At 70.4% G+C, this 17,562-nt stretch carries 15 protein-coding genes; 7 read left to right on the top strand and 8 right to left on the bottom strand.

The window, feature by feature from the left end:
* Positions 1-12: 12 nt before the first annotated feature.
* The 7 genes from pheT to Z164_RS0105865 form a co-directional block, all read right to left on the bottom strand.
* Complete coding sequence (gene pheT / locus Z164_RS0105895) at positions 13-2,397, bottom strand: phenylalanine--tRNA ligase subunit beta (protein ID WP_024889806.1); 2,385 nt, start codon at positions 2,395-2,397, stop codon at positions 13-15.
* A gap of 116 nt (positions 2,398-2,513) precedes the next feature.
* Complete coding sequence (gene pheS / locus Z164_RS0105890; RefSeq protein WP_024889805.1) at positions 2,514-3,527, bottom strand: phenylalanine--tRNA ligase subunit alpha; 1,014 nt, start codon at positions 3,525-3,527, stop codon at positions 2,514-2,516.
* A 147-nt stretch (positions 3,528-3,674) separates the two neighbouring features.
* Positions 3,675-4,034 (bottom strand): 50S ribosomal protein L20, encoded by a 360-nt coding sequence (gene rplT / locus Z164_RS0105885; RefSeq protein WP_024889804.1) that lies wholly within the window; start codon positions 4,032-4,034, stop codon positions 3,675-3,677.
* 15 nt (positions 4,035-4,049) lie between these two features.
* The gene (gene rpmI, locus Z164_RS0105880) at positions 4,050-4,247 is read right to left on the bottom strand and encodes a 50S ribosomal protein L35 (RefSeq protein WP_024889803.1); all 198 of its coding nucleotides are present in this window, start codon (positions 4,245-4,247) and stop codon (positions 4,050-4,052) included.
* A gap of 336 nt (positions 4,248-4,583) precedes the next feature.
* Complete coding sequence (gene infC, locus Z164_RS0105875) at positions 4,584-5,105, bottom strand: translation initiation factor IF-3 (protein WP_321166282.1); 522 nt, start codon at positions 5,103-5,105, stop codon at positions 4,584-4,586.
* Positions 5,106-5,188: 83 nt separating this feature from the next.
* Positions 5,189-7,108 (bottom strand): threonine--tRNA ligase, encoded by a 1,920-nt coding sequence (gene thrS, locus Z164_RS0105870; protein WP_024889801.1) that lies wholly within the window; start codon positions 7,106-7,108, stop codon positions 5,189-5,191.
* A gap of 472 nt (positions 7,109-7,580) precedes the next feature.
* The gene (locus Z164_RS0105865; protein ID WP_024889800.1) at positions 7,581-8,897 is read right to left on the bottom strand and encodes an MFS transporter; all 1,317 of its coding nucleotides are present in this window, start codon (positions 8,895-8,897) and stop codon (positions 7,581-7,583) included.
* Between the two features lie 184 nt (positions 8,898-9,081).
* On the opposite strand from Z164_RS0105865, the gene cyoA reads away from it, so the two are divergent.
* The 7 genes from cyoA to Z164_RS0105830 all read left to right on the top strand — a co-directional run bounded on the left by cyoA (position 9,082) and on the right by Z164_RS0105830 (position 15,892).
* Positions 9,082-10,167 (top strand): ubiquinol oxidase subunit II, encoded by a 1,086-nt coding sequence (gene cyoA / locus Z164_RS0105860; RefSeq protein WP_024889799.1) that lies wholly within the window; start codon positions 9,082-9,084, stop codon positions 10,165-10,167.
* Positions 10,168-10,248: 81 nt separating this feature from the next.
* Positions 10,249-12,228, top strand: a complete 1,980-nt coding sequence (cyoB, locus tag Z164_RS0105855; protein WP_201769572.1) for a cytochrome o ubiquinol oxidase subunit I — start codon at positions 10,249-10,251, stop codon at positions 12,226-12,228.
* Positions 12,221-12,850, top strand: a complete 630-nt coding sequence (gene cyoC, locus Z164_RS0105850; protein ID WP_024889797.1) for a cytochrome o ubiquinol oxidase subunit III — start codon at positions 12,221-12,223, stop codon at positions 12,848-12,850. Before cyoB ends, cyoC begins: the two co-directional genes overlap by 8 nt.
* The gene (cyoD, locus tag Z164_RS0105845) at positions 12,847-13,260 is read left to right on the top strand and encodes a cytochrome o ubiquinol oxidase subunit IV (protein WP_024889796.1); all 414 of its coding nucleotides are present in this window, start codon (positions 12,847-12,849) and stop codon (positions 13,258-13,260) included. Before cyoC ends, cyoD begins: the two co-directional genes overlap by 4 nt.
* Complete coding sequence (locus Z164_RS0105840; RefSeq protein ID WP_024889795.1) at positions 13,257-14,048, top strand: SURF1 family protein; 792 nt, start codon at positions 13,257-13,259, stop codon at positions 14,046-14,048. Before cyoD ends, Z164_RS0105840 begins: the two co-directional genes overlap by 4 nt.
* Positions 14,026-15,366 (top strand): ATP-binding protein, encoded by a 1,341-nt coding sequence (locus Z164_RS0105835; protein WP_024889794.1) that lies wholly within the window; start codon positions 14,026-14,028, stop codon positions 15,364-15,366. The genes Z164_RS0105840 and Z164_RS0105835 overlap by 23 nt, the downstream gene beginning before the upstream one ends.
* Positions 15,353-15,892 carry a response regulator transcription factor gene (locus tag Z164_RS0105830; protein ID WP_024889793.1) on the top strand — a complete coding sequence of 180 codons (540 nt, stop codon included), beginning with the start codon at positions 15,353-15,355 and terminating at the stop codon, positions 15,890-15,892. The genes Z164_RS0105835 and Z164_RS0105830 overlap by 14 nt, the downstream gene beginning before the upstream one ends.
* A 28-nt stretch (positions 15,893-15,920) precedes the next feature.
* Here the strand turns inward: Z164_RS0105830 and Z164_RS20075 are convergent, their stop codons facing one another.
* Positions 15,921-17,561, bottom strand: a complete 1,641-nt coding sequence (locus tag Z164_RS20075) for an XVIPCD domain-containing protein (protein ID WP_024889792.1) — start codon at positions 17,559-17,561, stop codon at positions 15,921-15,923.
* Position 17,562 lies beyond the last annotated feature (1 nt).

Below are 17,562 nucleotides of genomic sequence, written 5' to 3'. Positions count from 1 at the left end.
CCATGCCTCTGCCTAGCTGCGGATCCGGGCGCCGTGGGCGGCCTGCGCGGCGGCGATCGCGCCAGCCACCACCTCGTCCACCTCCCGGTCGGTCAGAGTGCGCGATTTGTCCTGCAGAATCAAGCCGATAGTGAGGCTCTTGCATCCGCTTTCGACGCCCTCGCCCTGGTAGCGGTCGAACAGCTGCAGCCCGCTCAGCAAGGGGCCCGCGGCCTGGCGCAGGGTCGCCTCCAGGGCCGCCCACGGCAGGTCCTCGGCGACCACCAGCGCGAGGTCGCGCCGCACCGACGGGAACCGGGCCAGGGTGCCGGCGCGCGGCAGCGGGCGCCGGCGCAGCGGCTCCAGGTCGATCTCGAAGGCGACCACGCGCTGGTCCAGGTCCAGCGCGCGCAGCAGGCGCGGGTGCAGCTCGCCGATCCAGCCGATCCGCACGCCGTCGCGATAGACGTCGGCCGAGCGCCCGGGGTGGCCGAACGGCGCTTGCGAGGGTCGGTACTCGAGAGCGGCGCGCGCGGCGGCGGCCAGGCTCTCCAGGTCGCCCTTCAGGTCGTGGAAATCGACCGGGCGCGCGGCCTCGCCCCATTGCTCGGCGCGCGCCGGCCCGATCGCCGCGGCGGCGATCCGCGGCGTCTCCAGCGGTCCGTCGCCCTGCGCGCCCGGGTCCTGGGCCGAGAACGCCTTGCCGAGCTCGAACAGGCGCACGCGCGCTTGCTGGCGCGCGGCATTGCGCGCCAGCGCGTCCACCAGGCCCGGCAGCAGCGCGGTGCGCATGACGCCCAGCTCCGCGCTCAGCGGATTGGCCAGCGGCACCGCGCCGGCATCGAGCCGCCAGCGCGCCAGCAGCGCGGCATCGACGAAGGCGTAGCCGATCGCCTCCAGGTAGTCGCGCGCCACCAGTTGGCGGCGCAGCTCCGCGTCGGCGACCTCGTCCTCCGGCGGCGCGCTCATCGGCGCGGCCCCGCCCGGCAGCGTGGCCGGGATGCGGTCGTAGCCGTGGATGCGCGCGATCTCCTCGATCAGGTCCTCCTCGATGGCCAGATCGAAGCGGCGCGCCGGCGGCAGCACCCGCCAGCCGGCGTCGGCGGCCTCCACCTGCAGGCCGAGCGCGCGCAGGATGCGCTCGACCTCGGCATCGTCCACCACGCAGACGAGCACGCGCGCCAGCCGGTCGCGGCGCAGCGCGATCGGGACCGGTCGCGGCAGCGCCTCGGGCAGTACCGCCTCGGTCGCCGGGCCGGCAGCGCCGCCGGCGGTGTCCAGGATCAGGCGGGTGGCGCGCTCGATCGCCAGCCGCGGCAGCTCCGGATCGACGCCGCGCTCGAAGCGGTGCGAGGCGTCGGTATGCAGGCCCAGGCGGCGCGCGCGGCCGATGATCGCCGCCGGCGCGAAGTGCGCCGCCTCCAGGAACACGTTGCGGGTGGCGTCGGTGACCCGGGTGTCCTGGCCGCCCATCACGCCGGCCAGCGCGACCACGCGGTCGGCATCGGTGACGGCGAGGAACCCGGGATCCAGCACGACGTCGCGGCCGTCGAGCAGGGTCAGCGTCTCGCCGTCGCGGGCGTGGCGCACGCCGATCGGCCCGCGCAGCAGGTCGCGGTCGAAGGCGTGCATCGGCTGGCCGAGCTCGAGCATGACGTACTGGGTGACATCGACCAGGAAGCTCACCGGGCGGATGCCGCCGCGGCGCAGGCGCTCGGCCATCCACAGCGGGGTGCGCGCGGTCGCGTCCACGCCCTCGATCACCCGGCCGACGTAGCGCGGCGCATCGGCGCCGGCCTGCAGCGCCACCTCCAGCGCCGCGGACGCGGTCGCCGGCACCGGCTCGGCGTCCAGCGGCGCCACCGCGCTGCCGCAAGCCGCGGCCACGTCGAAGGCGATGCCGCGCACGCTGAAGCAGTCGGCGCGGTTGGGGGTCAGCTTCAGCTCGATGCTGGCGTCGGGCAGGCCCAGCAGCTCGGCCAGCGGCGTGCCCACGACAGCGTCGTCGGGCAGCTCCAGCAGCCCGGAGGCGTCGCCGTCCAGGCCGAGCTCCTTGGCCGAGCACAGCATGCCGTGCGACTCGATCCCGCGCAGGCGCGCGGCGCGGATCTCCGTGCCGCCGATCCGCGCGCCGACGGTGGCCAGCGGCGCGACCAGGCCGGCGCGGGCGTTGGGCGCGCCGCACACGATCTGCAGCGGCTCGCCGTACCCGGCATCGACCCGGCACACCTGCAGCCGGTCGGCCTCCGGGTGCGGGGCGCATTCGACGATGCGCGCGACCACCACGCCGTCCAGGCCCTCGCCCAGCGGCGTCAGGTCCTCGACCTCGAGCCCGATCGCGGTCAGCGTCGCCGCGAGCGCGTCGCGCGTGGCATCGGTGGAGACATGGCTGCGCAGCCAGTTTTCGGAGAATTTCATGATCTTTCCGGGACTCGGGACTCTGGGCTCGGGACTCGGAAAGACGGAGCGAAGGCCCGCTCGGCCGGATTGCGGCGCCTGCGGTTCCCGAGGCCCGAATCCCGAGTCCCACTCATCTAGGCGAACTGCCTGAGGAACCGCACGTCGTTGTCGAAGAACGCGCGCAGGTCGTCGACGCCGTAGCGCAGCATCGCCAACCGTTCCACGCCCATGCCGAAGGCGAAGCCGGTGTAGCGTTCGGGGTCGATGCCGACGTTGCGCAGCACGTTCGGGTGCACCATGCCGCAGCCCAGCACCTCGAGCCAGCGGGTGCTGCCGTCGGCCTGCTGCCAGGCGATGTCGACCTCGGCGGAGGGCTCGGTGAAGGGGAAGTAGCTCGGGCGGAAGCGCATCTCGAAGTCGCGCTCGAAGAACGCGCGCACGAACGCGGCCAGCGTGCCCTTGAGGTCGGCGAAGCTGGCGCGCTCGTCCACCAGCAATCCCTCGCACTGGTGGAACATGGGCGTGTGGGTCTGGTCGGAATCGCTGCGGTAGACCTTGCCCAGCGCGATCATCCGCAGCGGCGGCGCGTGCTCGGCCATGTAGCGCACCTGCACGCCGGAGGTGTGGGTGCGCAGCAGCCGCGGCACGCTGCCGCCGCCTTCGGCCGACATGTAGAACGTGTCGTGCATCGCCCGCGCCGGGTGGTGCGGCGGGAAGTTCAGCGCCTCGAAGTTGTGCCAGTCGTCCTCGATCTCGGGACCGTCGGCCTGGGCATAGCCGAGGCGGCCGAAGATGTCGGCGATGCGCTCCATCGTGCGCACGACCGGGTGCAGCCCGCCGCGGCCGGGATTGCGCCCGGGCTGGGTGACGTCGATCCGCTCGCCGGCCAGCCGCGCTTCCAGCGCCAGCGCGTCGAGCGCCTCGCGCCGTGCGGCCAGCGCCGCGGCGATCTCGTCGCGCACGCGGTTGATCTGCGCGCCGGCCTCGCGCCGCGCCTCCGGCGGCAACGCGCCCAGCGACTTCAGCCGCGCGGTGATCTCGCCGCTCTTGCCCAGCAGCGCCACCCGCAGCGCCTCCAGCGCCTCCGGCGATCCCGCCGCCTCGATGTCGCCCAGCGCGCGCGCGCCCAATGCCTCGATCTCGCTCATTCGCCTGCCTGTGTTGCCTGCCTGCCCGGGGCGCTCGTGCGCCACTGCACCGTAAACGAAAACAGGGAAGGGCCTGCGCCCTTCCCTGCATCGTTCGCCCGTTCTGGGCGCGCCCCGGCCGCGCCGGGAGCCGCCGCGGAACCTGCGTTATGCCGCCAGAGCGCCCTTCGCCTTCTCGGCCAGGGCCGCGAACCCGGCCGCGTCGTGCACGGCGATGTCCGCCAGCACCTTGCGGTCCAGGGTGATCCCGGCCTTGGCCAGGCCGTTCATGAAACGGCTGTAGCTCAGCCCGTTGATGCGGGCCGCGGCGTTGATGCGGGTGATCCACAGCGAACGGAAGTTGCGCTTCTTCTGCTTGCGGCCGATGTAGGCGTACTGCTGCGCCTTGATGACCGCCTGCTTGGCGACCCGGAAGACCTTGTGCCGGGCGTTGTAGTAGCCCTTGGCGAGCTTCAGGATCTTCTTGTGACGGCGGCGCGCCTGCACGCCACGCTTGACTCGTGCCATGGTTCGGTCCTCCCCTTAGAGATACGGCAGCATGCGGTCCAGACGGCCCGCATCCTCGGCACGAACGTGGTTCGTCTGCCGCAGGTTGCGCTTCCGCTTGGTCGCCTTCTTGGTGAGGATATGGCTGCGGTTGGCGTGGCCCGCCTTGTACTTGCCGGAAGCGGTCTTCCGGAAGCGCTTGGCCGCGCCCCGATGGGTCTTGATCTTGGGCATTGCGAGCGTCCTTTGGGAATCGTACGACTGACACGGCGGCGGGCGGTCCCGCGCTTTCCTTCCTGCCTATGCCGGTGGGTAAGCCGCCGATTCCAGAAAATCGGGGGCCGGTCCTGACTGCGCCCCGGCGAACCGGGCCGGCCATTATGCCGGGCGCGGATTGGGCTTGCAAATCATCGGATCGGGCCGCCGGGCGCCCTCTCCCGCGGAAACGGACGAGCCAGGGCGAGCGCCCGGGCCCGGGGACAGAAAAGGCGCCTTGCGGCGCCTGCTCCCCTTCTTCCCCCTCTCCCGCGTGCGGGAGAGGGGAAGTCGGCGTCGCGCCGAGCGCGAGCGCTACTTCTTCTTCGGGGCGATCATCATCACCATCTGCCGGCCTTCCAGGCGCGGGCGCGACTCGATCACGATGTCCTCGCCGAGATCGGCCTCGATCCGGGCGGCCATCTGCCGGCCCAGCTCCTGGTGGCTCATCTCGCGGCCGCGGAAGCGGATGTTGACCTTGATCTTGTCGCCTTCCTCCAGAAAGCCGCGCATCTTGCGCAGCTTGATCTGGTAGTCGCCCTCGTCGGTGACCGGGCGGAACTTCACTTCCTTGATCTCGACCTGCTTGGTCTTCTTCTTGGCGAGGTTCGCCTTCTTCTGCAGCTCGAACTTGTACTTGCCGAAATCCATGATCCGGCAGACCGGCGGATCGGCATTGGGCTGGATCTCGACGAGATCCAGGCCTTCGTCTTCGGCTTTCTGCAGGGCCTCGTCGCGGGAGAGGACGCCGATCATCTCGCCGTCGGAGCCGATCACGCGCACGCGCGGGACGCGGATCTCCTGGTTCCTGCGGTTCTGCTTCTCCGGGGTGCTGATATTGCAATCTCCATCATCGGGAATGCCGGCAGCTCGTCAGCCGCCGGGCCTGGGCGCGCACGGGCGCGCCGGTACACGGGACACTATGCTACGCGCTCGGCGGCGAGACGTGAAACGAAGTCGGACACCGGCATGCTCCCCAGATCCTCCCCGGTCCGCGTCCGCACCGCGACCGCCCCTTGCTCCTTCTCGCGGTCCCCCACCACGAGCAGGTAAGGCACGCGCAGCAGCGTATGCTCGCGGATCTTACGGCCGATTTTCTCGTTCCGCAAATCCGCCTCCACCCGGACCCCTTGATTCGCAAGGCTTTTCCTTACCTCGGCCACGTAATCGGCCTGGGCATCCGTGATGTTCATCACCACCGCCTGCACCGGCGCCAGCCAGGCCGGGAAGCTGCCGGCGTGGTGCTCGATCAGGATGCCGATGAAGCGCTCCATCGAGCCGACGATGGCCCGGTGCAGCATCACCGGGTGCCGGCGCTGGCTGTGCTCGTCCACGTATTCGGCGCCCAGGCGCTGCGGCATCATGAAATCGACCTGCATGGTGCCCAGCTGCCAGGTGCGGCCGATGGCGTCCTTGAGGTGGTACTCGATCTTGGGGCCGTAGAAGGCGCCCTCGCCCGGCAGCTCCTGCCATTGCACGCCGGACGCGCGCAGCGCCGAGCGCAGCGCCTCCTCGGCCTTGTCCCAGGTGGCGTCGTCGCCCAGGCGCGACTCGGGGCGCAGGGCGATCTTGATCTGCACGCTGCCCTCGGCGGACGGGTCGAAACCGAAGTCGGCATAGACCTTGAGCGCCTGCTCGTGGAATGCGCGCACCTCCGCCTCCACCTGGTCCTCGGTGCAGAACACGTGGCCGTCGTCCTGGGTGAAGCCGCGCACGCGCAGGATGCCGTGCAGCGCGCCGGAGGGCTCGTTGCGGTGGCAGGCGCCGAACTCGCCGTAACGGATCGGCAGGTCGCGGTAGCTGTGCAGGCCCTGGTTGAACACCTGCACGTGGCCGGGGCAGTTCATCGGCTTGACCGCGTAGGTGCGCTTCTCCGACTCGGTGAAGAACATGTTCTCCTTGTAGTTGTCCCAGTGCCCGGACTTCTTCCACAAGGTCACGTCCAGGATCTGCGGGCAGCGCACCTCGCCGTAGCCGCTGTCGCGGTAGACCCGGCGCATGTACTGCTCCACCACCTGCCACAGCGCCCAGCCCTTCGGGTGCCAGAACACCAGCCCCGGCGCCTCTTCCTGCAGGTGGAACAGGCCCTGGGCCTTGCCGATCCGGCGGTGGTCGCGCTTCTCGGCCTCCTCGATGCGCTGCAGATAGGCCTTGAGCTGCTTGTCGTCGGCCCAGGCGGTGCCGTAGATGCGCTGCAGCTGTTCGTTGGCCGCGTCGCCGCGCCAGTAGGCGCCGGAGATGCGCAGCAGCTTGAAGCTCTTGAGGAAGCGGGTGTTGGGCACGTGCGGGCCGCGGCACATGTCCACGTATTCCTGGTGGTAGTACAGCCCCATCGCGGCGACGTCGTCGGGCATGTCCTCGATCAGGCGCAGCTTGTAGTCCTCGCCGCGCGCGCGGAACACCTCGATCACCTCCGCGCGCGGGGTCACCTTCTTCACCACGTCGTAGTCCTGCGCGATCAGCTCGCGCATGCGCTGCTCGATCGCCGCCAGATCGTCCGGCGTGAACGGCCGCTCGTACCAGATGTCGTAGTAGAAGCCGTCCTCGATCACCGGGCCGATGACCATCTTGGCCTCGGGATAGAGCTGCTTGACCGCGTGGCCGACCAGGTGCGCGCAGGAGTGGCGGATGATCTCCACGCCTTCCGGATCCTTGGGGGTGAGGATCTGCAGGGCGGCGTCGCGCTCGATCAGGTCGCAGGCGTCGACCTGGCGGCCGTCGACCTTGCCGGCCACGGTGGCCTTGGCCAGGCCGGGGCCGATCGACTGCGCGACCTGCAGGACGGTGACGGGGGCGTCGAACTCGCGGCGGCTGCCGTCGGGAAGCGTGATGGTGATCATTTGAGAGCCGGGATTGGGGAGTGGGGTCCGGGAGTCGGAAGCGCGGGGGTTCGGCCTTTCCCAGTCCCGAATCCCCGATCCCGACTCCCTTGGGCCGCGAAACGGCCCCAAAAAAAAGCGCCTCGAGGGCGCCGGGTCGCGGATACCTCGAGGATGCGTCAGCAGTGGTCGGTGGTAGTGCTCATGTCGCACGCTCGGCCGGCGTTTCCGCGGGCCACCCGGAGTCGGTGTGGGGACATCGCGATTCTAGCAAGGCCGGGGGCCGTGCGGTCCAGCGCGCACTGCGTACGCCACCGCCCGCCGGCGCTCCGCGAGCAGGCCGCCCGCGCGGGGCGGCACGAGGCCCGGTTGGCCGCCGACCGGCGCCACGGGTGCGCGCCTTGCCCGGCAGGCGCCGGCAGCGGAACAGTCGAGGCCTCGACCGGGGACGGTCCGGGCGAAGCGCGACGCGACGCGCCCCGCCGCCGCGCGGTCAGCTGCGGAAACGCAGCGCCCGGTTGACGCCCAGCGCGACCAGCGTGCCGACCGCGCCCGAGAGCAGGTACGCGCCGACCCAGGCCAGGCCGAAGTGCGCGCACAGGCCCAGCGCGACCAGCGGCGCGAAGGCGGCGCCGATCAGCCAGGCCAGGTCCGAGGTCAGCGCGGCGCCGGTGTAGCGGTAGCGCGAGCCGAAGTTGGCGGTCACGGTCCCGGCCGCCTGCCCGTAGGACAGGCCCAGCAGCACGAAGCCCAGCAGCACGAACACCGACTGGCCCGGCCCTTCCGAGCCCAGCAGGGTCGGCGCGAAGCCGCTGAACATCGCGATGGCCACCGCCAGCCCGCCAAGCGTACGCGCGCGGCCGACCCGGTCGGCGATGTATCCGGACGCCACGATGCCGCCCGCCGCCAGCCCCGCGCCGACGATCTGGGTCACCAGGAACGCCGGCACCGACTGGTCGGAGTACAGCAGGATCCACGACAGCGGGAAGATGGTCACGATGTGGAACAGCGCGTAGCTGGCCAGCGCCGCGAAGGCGCCGATCACCACGTGCTGGCCCTTGGCGCGGAACAGCTCGCCGACCGGCGTCGGCTCGAGCTCCAGCTCGCCCATCTTGGTCTGGTACTCCTCGGCCACCACCAGGCGCAGGCGGGCGAACAGCGCCACCACGTTGATCGCGAAGGCGACGAAGAACGGGTAGCGCCAGCCCCACTGCAGCAATTCTTCCTCGGGCAGGCTCGCGTAGAGGAACGCGAACACGCCGGCGGCGACGATGAAGCCCACCGGCGCGCCGAGCTGGCCGAGCATGGCGTACCAGCCGCGGCGCTCCTTGGGCGCGTTCAGGGCCAGCAGCGAGGGCAGCCCGTCCCAGGAGCCGCCCAGGGCCACGCCCTGCAGCACCCGGAACGCGGCCAGCAGCACGATCGCGGTCGTTCCGAGGGTGGCATAGCCGGGCAGGAAGGCGATGCCGGCGGTGGCGGTGCCCAGCAGGAACAGCGCCACGGTCAGCTTGGTGCCGCGTCCCCAGCGCTGCTGCAGCCACATGCCCAGCACCGTGCCCAGCGGGCGCGCCAGGAACGCCAGCGCGAAGATCGCGAACGCGTACAGCGTGCCCTGCAGCCGGTCCACGAACGGGAAGAACACCGCCGGGAACACCAGCGCCGAGGCGATGCCGTAGACGAAGAAGTCGAAGTACTCCGAGGCGCGGCCGACCACCACGCCCACGGCGATCTCGCCGGGCGCGACGTCGGCGTGCGCCTTGGTGCCGTGATCGTGCTTGGAGAGGGTAGCGTCGGGGTGTTGTGCGGACATCGGAAGGGCTTCGCTGCGGCTTCGGGGTGCGCCGGAATGAAGTCCGGCCAGCCTGCGCAAGTTTCGCAGCCCGAGGGGCGCTGCGCGATGGGACAAAACGTCCAATCGCCGGTACCGCCGGTCGGCACTAGATTGTCGCGGCCCCCCTTGTACGTGCGACCCGGCCCGCCCGGGCCTTTGCCCTATGACTCTCTCCAGGACACTCCTGCGTCCCGCGCTCGCCCTCGCCGCCGTGCCGTCGCTGGCCGGCTGCAACCTGCTGGTGCTGAACCCGCCCGGCGACGTCGCCGCCCAACAGGGCAACCTGATCGTGGTGGCGACGGTGCTGATGCTGCTGGTCATCGTGCCGGTGATCGCGCTGACCCTCCTGTTCGCCTGGCGCTACCGCGCCTCCAACCGCAAGGCCACCTACACCCCCGACTGGGACCACTCCACGCAGCTGGAGCTGGCCATCTGGGGCATTCCGCTGCTGATCATCATCGCGCTGGGCGCGGTGACCTGGATCAGCACCCACCTGCTCGACCCCTACCGGCCGCTGGACCGCCTGTCCGCGGGCCGGCCGGTCCCCGAGGACGTGCAGCCGCTGGAAGTCCAGGTGGTGTCGCTGGACTGGAAATGGCTGTTCGTCTACCCCGAGTACGGCGTGGCCACGGTCAACGAGATGGCGGCGCCGGTCGATCGCCCGATCCGCTTCCGCCTCACCTCCTCGTCCACCATGAACGCGTTCTACGTGCCGGCCCTGGCCGGCATGATCTACACGATGCCGGGCATGGAGACCCAGCTCAACGCGGTGATGAACGCGCCCGGCGAGTACGAGGGCTTCTCCTCCCACTACAGCGGCCCGGGCTTCTCGTACATGCGCTTCCGCTTCCACGGCCTGTCCGACGAGCAGTTCGAGCGCTGGATCGCCGAGGCCCGCGAAGGCGGCGAAAAGCTCGACCGGCTGGAGTACCTGGAACTCGAGAAGCCCAGCGAGCGCGAGCCGGTACGCCGCTTCGCGAGCGTGGACAGCGGCCTGTTCGAGGCGGTGGTCAACCGCTGCGTCGACGTCGACCGCCTGTGCATGGACCAGATGATGGCCATCGACGCCGCCGGCGGCTACGGCCTGCGCGGCATCGACGCGCTGGCGATGCCGCGCCGCGGCGACCCGCGCCGCGGGCCGTTCGTCTCCGCCGGCGTCTGCACGGTGGACACCTCGCCGCTGCTGCCCTCCCTGCCCTCGGCCTCCGCGGGCGCCGCCTCCTCGATCGGCGGCCTGCAGGCGCCCTGACCCTTCCCGGGTCCCGTCGCCCCACGTTCTTTCCGGAAAATCCAGATGTCCCCTGAAAACGGCCTCGCGCCCACGTCCCCCATTTTCGGCCGCCTGAGCTGGGAGGCCTTCCCGACCCACGACCCGATCGTCATGTCCGCGTTCGTCGGCACGGCGGTGGCGGGCATCGCCGTGCTCGCGCTGATCACCCGCTACCGCCTGTGGGGCACGCTGTGGCGCGACTGGTTCACCAGCATCGACCACAAGAAGATCGGCATCATGTACATGGTGCTGGGCCTGGTGATGCTGCTGCGCGGCTTCGCCGACGCGATCATGATGCGCGCGCAGCAGGCGATGGCCTTCGGCGACAACATGGGCTACCTGCCGCCGCACCACTACGATCAGATCTTCACCGCGCACGGCGTGATCATGATCTTCTTCGTGGCCATGCCGCTGGTCACGGGGCTGATGAACTACCTGGTGCCGCTGCAGATCGGCGCGCGCGACGTCGCCTTCCCCTTCCTCAACAACTTCAGCTTCTGGATGACCACCGCCGGCGCGGTGCTGGTCATGCTGTCGCTGTTCCTGGGCGAGTTCTCCACCTCGGGCTGGCTGGCGCTGTCCAACCTGGGCAACCAGAACCCGGGCGTGGGCCTGGACTACTACATCTGGGCGTTGCAGATCGCCGGCGTGGGCACGTTGCTATCGGGCGTGAACCTGATCGTGACCATCATCAAGATGCGCGCGCCTGGCATGGACCTGATGAAGATGCCGATCTTCACCTGGACCTCGCTGTGCACCAACGTGCTGATCGTGGTGTCGTTCCCGGTGCTGACCGCGGTGCTGGCGCTGATGACCCTGGACCGCTACCTGGGCACCAACTTCTTCACCAACGATCTCGGCGGCAACGCCATGCTGTACGTGAACCTGATCTGGATCTGGGGCCATCCGGAGGTCTACATCCTGATCCTGCCGCTGTTCGGCGTGTACTCCGAGATCGTGTCCACCTACTCCGGCAAGCGCCTGTTCGGCTACTCGTCGATGGTGTACGCCACGGTCTGCATCACGATCCTGTCCTACCTGGTGTGGCTGCACCACTTCTTCACCATGGGCTCGGGCGCGAGCGTGAACTCGTTCTTCGGCATCACCACGATGATCATCTCGATCCCGACGGGCGCGAAGATCTTCAACTGGCTGTTCACCATGTACCGCGGGCGGATCCGCTTCGAGGTGCCGATGCTGTGGACGATCGGCTTCATGATCACCTTCGTGGTCGGCGGCATGACGGGCGTGCTGCTGGCGGTGCCGCCGGCGGACTTCGTGCTGCACAACAGCCTGTTCCTGGTCGCGCACTTCCACAACGTGATCATCGGCGGCGTGGTGTTCGGCCTGTTCGCGGCCATGACCCACTGGTTCCCGAAGGCCTTCGGCTTCAAGCTCGATCCGTTCTGGGGCAAGGTCTCGTTCTGGTCCTGGCTGGTCGGCTACTGGCTCGCCTTCACCCCGCTCTACGTGCTGGGGCTGATGGGCGTGACCCGCCGCGTGAACCACTTCCCCGACCCCGAGCAGGCGTCGCTGCAGATCTGGTTCGTCATCGCCGCCATCGGCGCCGCCTTCGTCGCGGCGGGTATCGCGGCGTTCCTGATCTGCCTGTACGTGAGCTTCCGCAAGCGCGAGCAGCTGCGCGACGTCACCGGCGATCCCTGGGACGGCCGCACGCTGGAGTGGTCCACCTCGTCGCCGCCGCCGGAATACAACTTCGCCTTCACCCCGGTCGTGCACGACACCGACGCCTGGTGGGACATGAAGCAGCGCGGCTTCCAGCGCCCGACCAGCGGCTTCGCGGCGATCCACATGCCCAGGAACACCGCCGCGGGCGTGGTCCTGGCGGCGCTGAGCACGCTGTGCGGCTTCGCCATGATCTGGCACATCTGGTGGCTGGCGGCGGCGTCGCTGCTGGGCGTGGTGGTCTACGCCATCGTGCACAGCTTCAACTACGACCGCGATTACCACATCCCCGCCGACGTGGTGGCCGCGACCGAGGCCGCGCGCACCGAGCAATTGAAGAACGTCCATGTCTGAATCCATCGCCCTGACCCGCGAGGACGGCTCCCCGGTCTTCCTCGACACCGATAACCGGCACCACCCCCAGAACGGCACGCTGTTCGGGTTCTGGCTGTACCTGCTCAGCGACCTGATGATCTTCGCCTGCTTGTTCGCCACCTACGGCGTGCTGGGTCGGTCCTACGCCGCCGGCCCCTCGGGCGCCGACCTGTTCGACCTGAGGCTGATCGCGGTCAACACCGCGGTGCTGCTGCTGTCGTCGATCACCTACGGCTTCGCGATGATCTCGATGCAGCGCAAGCGCGCCGGGGCGGTGATCGGCTGGCTGGCGCTGACCGGCGTGCTCGGCACGGCGTTCCTGGCCATCGAGGTGTACGAGTTCGCGCACCTGATCCACCTGGGCGCGGGCCCGCACCGCAGCGCCTTCCTCTCGTCCTTCTTCGCCCTGGTCGGCACCCACGGCCTGCACGTGCTGTTCGGCGTGATCTGGCTGGTGGTGCTGTGCCTGCAGGTCCGCAAGCACGGACTGACCCAGGCCAACGTGCGCCGGGTCGCCTGCCTGTCGATGTTCTGGCACTTCCTGGACGTGGTCTGGATCGGCGTCTTCACCTTCGTCTACCTGATGGGAGTGCTGCCATGAGCGCGAATCACGGACACGGCGGCGACCGGGCCACCCTGGACCCGCCGGAGAACCACCACGACGACGGCGTCCCCCACGTCTCGGCCAAGGAGTACCTGACCGGCTTCGTGCTGTCGGTGATCCTCACCGCCATCCCGTTCTGGCTGGTCATGGACGGCGTGATCGCCGATTCCACGATCGCCGGCATCGTCCTGCTGGCCTTCGCCGCCGTGCAGGTGGTGGTCCACATGATCTACTTCCTGCACATGAACGCGAAGTCCGAGGGCGGCTGGAACCTGTTCGCGCTGATCTTCACCCTGGTGCTGGTCGTGATCGTGCTGGCCGGCTCGCTGTGGGTGATGCACCACATGAACACCAACATGATGCCGGGCACGCACGACATGGACGAGATGCTGCAGAACCTGCAGTGACGCACGCCCGGCCAGGCGCGAGCGCCGAAGCGAGCGGGGCCCGCGGCCTGCGCCTGCTGTTCGCCGCCGCGCTGGCGGCGGCGTTCGCCGGCTTCGTCGCCCTCGGCGTCTGGCAGCTGCAGCGCATGGGCTGGAAGCACGCGCTGATCGCGCGCGTGGACGCGCGCATCCACGCCGCGCCGGCGGACCCGCCGCCGCGCGCGCAATGGCCTTCTATGAGCGCCGCGCGCGACGAGTACCGTCGCGTGCGCCTGAGCGGCCGCTACCTCGACGTCGAGCCCGCCCGGGTCCAGGCGGTCACCGAACTCGGCCCCGGCTGGTGGCTGCTGGCGCCGTTCGAGACCGAGGAGGGCGACGTGGTGCTGGTCAACCGCGGCTTCGTGCCCTCGGGGGAAGCGGGATCGCCGCCGCCCGCCGGGCCGACCACGGTGATCGGCCTGCTGCGCCTGGACGAGCCCGGCGGCGGCTTCCTGCGCCGCAACGACCCGGCCGCCGAGCGCTGGTTCTCGCGCGACGTACGGGCCATCGCCGCCGCGCGCGGCATCCGGGACGCGGCGCCGTACTTCGTCGATGCCGAACGCGACCCGGCCGCCCCGCGCTGGCCGGCCGGCGGACTGACGGTGGTGCGGTTCCGCGACCACCACCTGTCCTACGCGCTGACCTGGTTCGCGCTCGCGCTGCTGACCGCGTTCGCCGGCGCCCGGTTGTACCGGCTGGAACGGCGCGCGCGGCGATCCGCGGCGGCGCCGCTGCCCGGAGACGGCGATGCAGCGGACAGCGGACGCTGAGACCCGGCCGTCGGCGGCGCGCCCCGCCCCCGACGGGCCGCCCGACAGCGCCGGCCGCCGCAACCTGCAGCAGCTGATCCAGCTGCGCTGGATCGCCGTCGTCGGCCAGATCGCCACCATCGCCACGGTCCATTACGGGCTGGGGATCGCGTTGCCGCTGCAACCCATGCTATGGGTGCTGGCCGGCCTGGTGGCCTTCAATCTGCTCAGCCTCGCCTGGTGGCGTCGCCACGGCCGCGTCAGCAACGCCGCCCTGCTGCTGGCGCTGCTGGTGGACGTGGCGTCGCTGACCGCGCAGCTGTACTTCAGCGGCGGCATCACCAACCCGTTCGTGTTCCTGTACCTGCTGCAGGTCGCGCTGGGCGCGCTGCTGCTGCGGCCGCCGGCGAACTGGATCGTCGCCATCGTGGCCGGCCTGTGCCTGGTGCTGCTGGCGGTCTTCCCGGCGCCGCTGCGCATCCCGGTGGAGCCCTGGCGGGGGCTGGCCGATCCCTACGTGCAGGGCCTGCTGATCTGCGCGCTGCTGGTGGCGACGCTGCTGGCGGTGTTCATCGCGCGGATCGGCCGCATCCTGCGCGAGCGCGACGCGCGCCTGGCGGCGCTGCGCCAGCGCGCGGCGGAAGAGGAACACATCGTGCGCATGGGCCTGCTCGCCTCCGGCGCCGCGCACGAACTGGGCACGCCCTTGTCCACCCTGTCGGTGATCCTGGGCGACTGGCAGCACCTGCCCACCTTCGCCTCCGATCCGGAACTGCTGCACGACGTGGTGGAGATGCAGGCGCAGGTCCTGCGCTGCAAGGCGATCGTCACCAACATCCTGCTGTCGGCCGGCGAGACCCGCGGCGAAGCGCCCGCGCAAAGCACCCTGCACGCGTTCATGGACGGGCTGGTCGAGGACTGGAAGGCCTCGCGCCCGGTGCGCGGCTTCAGCTACCGCAACGACTGCGAAGCCGACCCGGGGATCGTCGCCGACTCCGGGCTGCGGCAGATGATCTTCAACGTGCTCGACAACGCGCTGGAAGCCTCGCCGGACTGGGTGGAGCTGCACGTCGCCTGCCGCGGGTCCCGGCTGGTCATCGAGGTGAACGACGCTGGCCCCGGTTTCTCGCCAGCGGTCCTGGAGCGCCTGGGCGCGCCCTACAACTCCAGCAAGGGGCGGCCCGGCGGCGGGCTCGGGCTGTTCCTGTCGTCCAACGTGGCCCGTACACTGGGCGGCACGCTCACCGCCCGCAACCGCAGTCATGGCGGCGCCGCCGTGACCATCAACCTGCCGCTGTCGGCCCTGACATTGGAGGAGCGCCGCGATGACGACGAGTGAACGCCGGCTGCTGATCGTCGAGGACGACGCAGCCTTCGCCCGCACCCTGGCGCGCTCGATGGAGCGCCGCGGCTACGTCGTGCGTACCGCCGCCAACCCGGACGAACTGGACGCGCTGCTGCCCGCCTACTCGCCCACCCACGCCGTGGTCGATCTGAAGCTCGCCACGGGCACCTCCGGCCTGGCCGCGGTCAAGGCGCTGCACGCCCACGACCCGCAGATGCTGATCGTGGTGCTGACCGGCTACGCCAGCATCGCCACCGCCGTGGAGGCGATCAAGCTGGGCGCCTGCCACTACCTCGCCAAGCCGTCGAACACCGACGACATCGAGGCCGCGTTCGACCGCGCCGAGGGCAGCGTCGACGTGGAGCTGACCGCGCGCAAGACCTCGATCAAGACGCTGGAGTGGGAACACATCCACGAGACCCTGGCCGAGACCGGCTTCAACATCTCCGAAGCCGCGCGCCGGCTCGGCCTGCACCGGCGCACGCTGGCGCGCAAGCTGGAGAAGCGGCGGGTCAAGTGATCCGGCGGCGCGTCGCGACCGGACGCGCTCAGATCGCCAGGGCGGCGGCCTCCTGCGCCCGCTGGCCGCGCTGCATCGCCTCCTGCGCCTGGTGCGCATGCTGCGCATCGATCCGCGCCAGGCTCTCGGCCGCCGCAGGCGCCGGCGCGGCCACGTCCACCTCGGCACGCCAGCCCGGCGCTGCGATCTGCACCCGCAACGTATCGCCCGCAATGACCACCCGCTGCACCCGGCCCGCGTCGCTCGCCCCCTGCTCGCGCGCCTGCGCCAGCGCATGCAGCACGTGGTCGTCGCCAATGTGCGCCGGCACGCCTTCGCGGATGCGCGCGTACAGCGCCTGGTCGGTGGGCGACAGCCGCGCAATCGCCTGCGACTGCTCCGGCGATCGCGCTGCCGGCACTGCGTCGCTGGCGTAGTGCGGCGACTGCAGCACCGCCCAGGCCCGCGAGCTCACCTCGATCGGCCGGTTGGAGAGCGCCGCCGCGTCGAATCCGAACCGCCGCTCGCCCGCGCCGCCGGCGCACGCACGCTCGACCAGCGCCAACCCGTCGGCCACCGTGCCGCGCACGAACGCGCGATCCAGGTCGATCCCCTCGCGCTTGGCCAGCACCGACAGCGACGCCGCCAGCCGCTCGCTGTAGGCGCTCTCGGCGATCCCGTGCTGGGTCTCGAACAGCCGCACCCGCTCGTAGGCGCGCTGGTACTGCAGGTGCCCGGGATGGCCGGCATCGCGCAGATCGGACGGCCGCGTCGCTGCGGTCGCCGCGACCAGGTACGGCGCCGTCTCCACCTCCGGCGCCTGCGCCAGCAGTCGCGGACTCCTGACGATCGGACGATGGCCGTCCTCGGGGTGGAACTGCTGCCGACGCTGCTGCTGTTCCAGGCGCAGCGCGTGGGTGTCTTCCAGCCGCTGCAGACGTTCGGGTTCGCGCACCGGCATCGTGGATACGCCCTGCGAGTGCTCGACGACCCACGACCACTTCCCCTCGCCCTCCCGCTGGTAATACACGTTGCGCGCGCCGATCCGGTCCGGATCGGTCGCCGGCAACGCGACCGCCGCCTCCGCGTAGGCCAGACCCACATCCCACGCGTAGCGATGTCGCTGTGGTGCCGGCAAGTGCTCGGCGACGTGGCGAGCAGTCGCAGCCGCCCGCGCAAGGCCGCGCGCATCGTTGTCCAGCATGTCGCTCCAGACCCGCTCGGCCGCCGCCTCGCCGCCCTGCCGGCGCGCCGCCTCCAGCAGCATTCGCGGCGTCCACGCATTGGGATCGATCCGGTGGTCGCGGAAGGCCTGGTCGTGGGATTCCTGCACGTCAAGTACAGGCAAATTGAGCGCGAGATCGGGGCGACCATCGTCAAGATGAGCGACGCGTCGCTTGAAATCTTCCTTGATCAAGCGCTGTCCGAAGCGATCCCACTCGCGCTCGCTGACCTGGTCCCGGTCGGCGAATTCGGAGCCGTGCCGGGTCTGCTGCACCTGTGCATAGCCCTGCGCATAGGCGTTGGCGGTGGCGCCGGGCATGTTGTCGTTGCGCACCACACCCAGTGCCAGCAGGCCGTAGCCGTCGTTGCCCGGCGTCTGCGCCAAGTAGTTCCAGTAGAGTTCGCGGTTGCCCTTGTCTGCGTACTCTCCAAGGATTGCCCTGTCCCGCTCCGTCAATCCCGCCATG

Origin of the sequence: Luteimonas huabeiensis HB2 (genome assembly GCF_000559025.1) — a bacterium.
In the GTDB taxonomy this organism is placed as follows: Bacteria; Pseudomonadota; Gammaproteobacteria; order Xanthomonadales; family Xanthomonadaceae; genus Luteimonas; species Luteimonas huabeiensis.
Note: the sequence above shows the minus strand (reverse complement) of the source record. Positions and strands in the feature narration are given on the sequence as shown.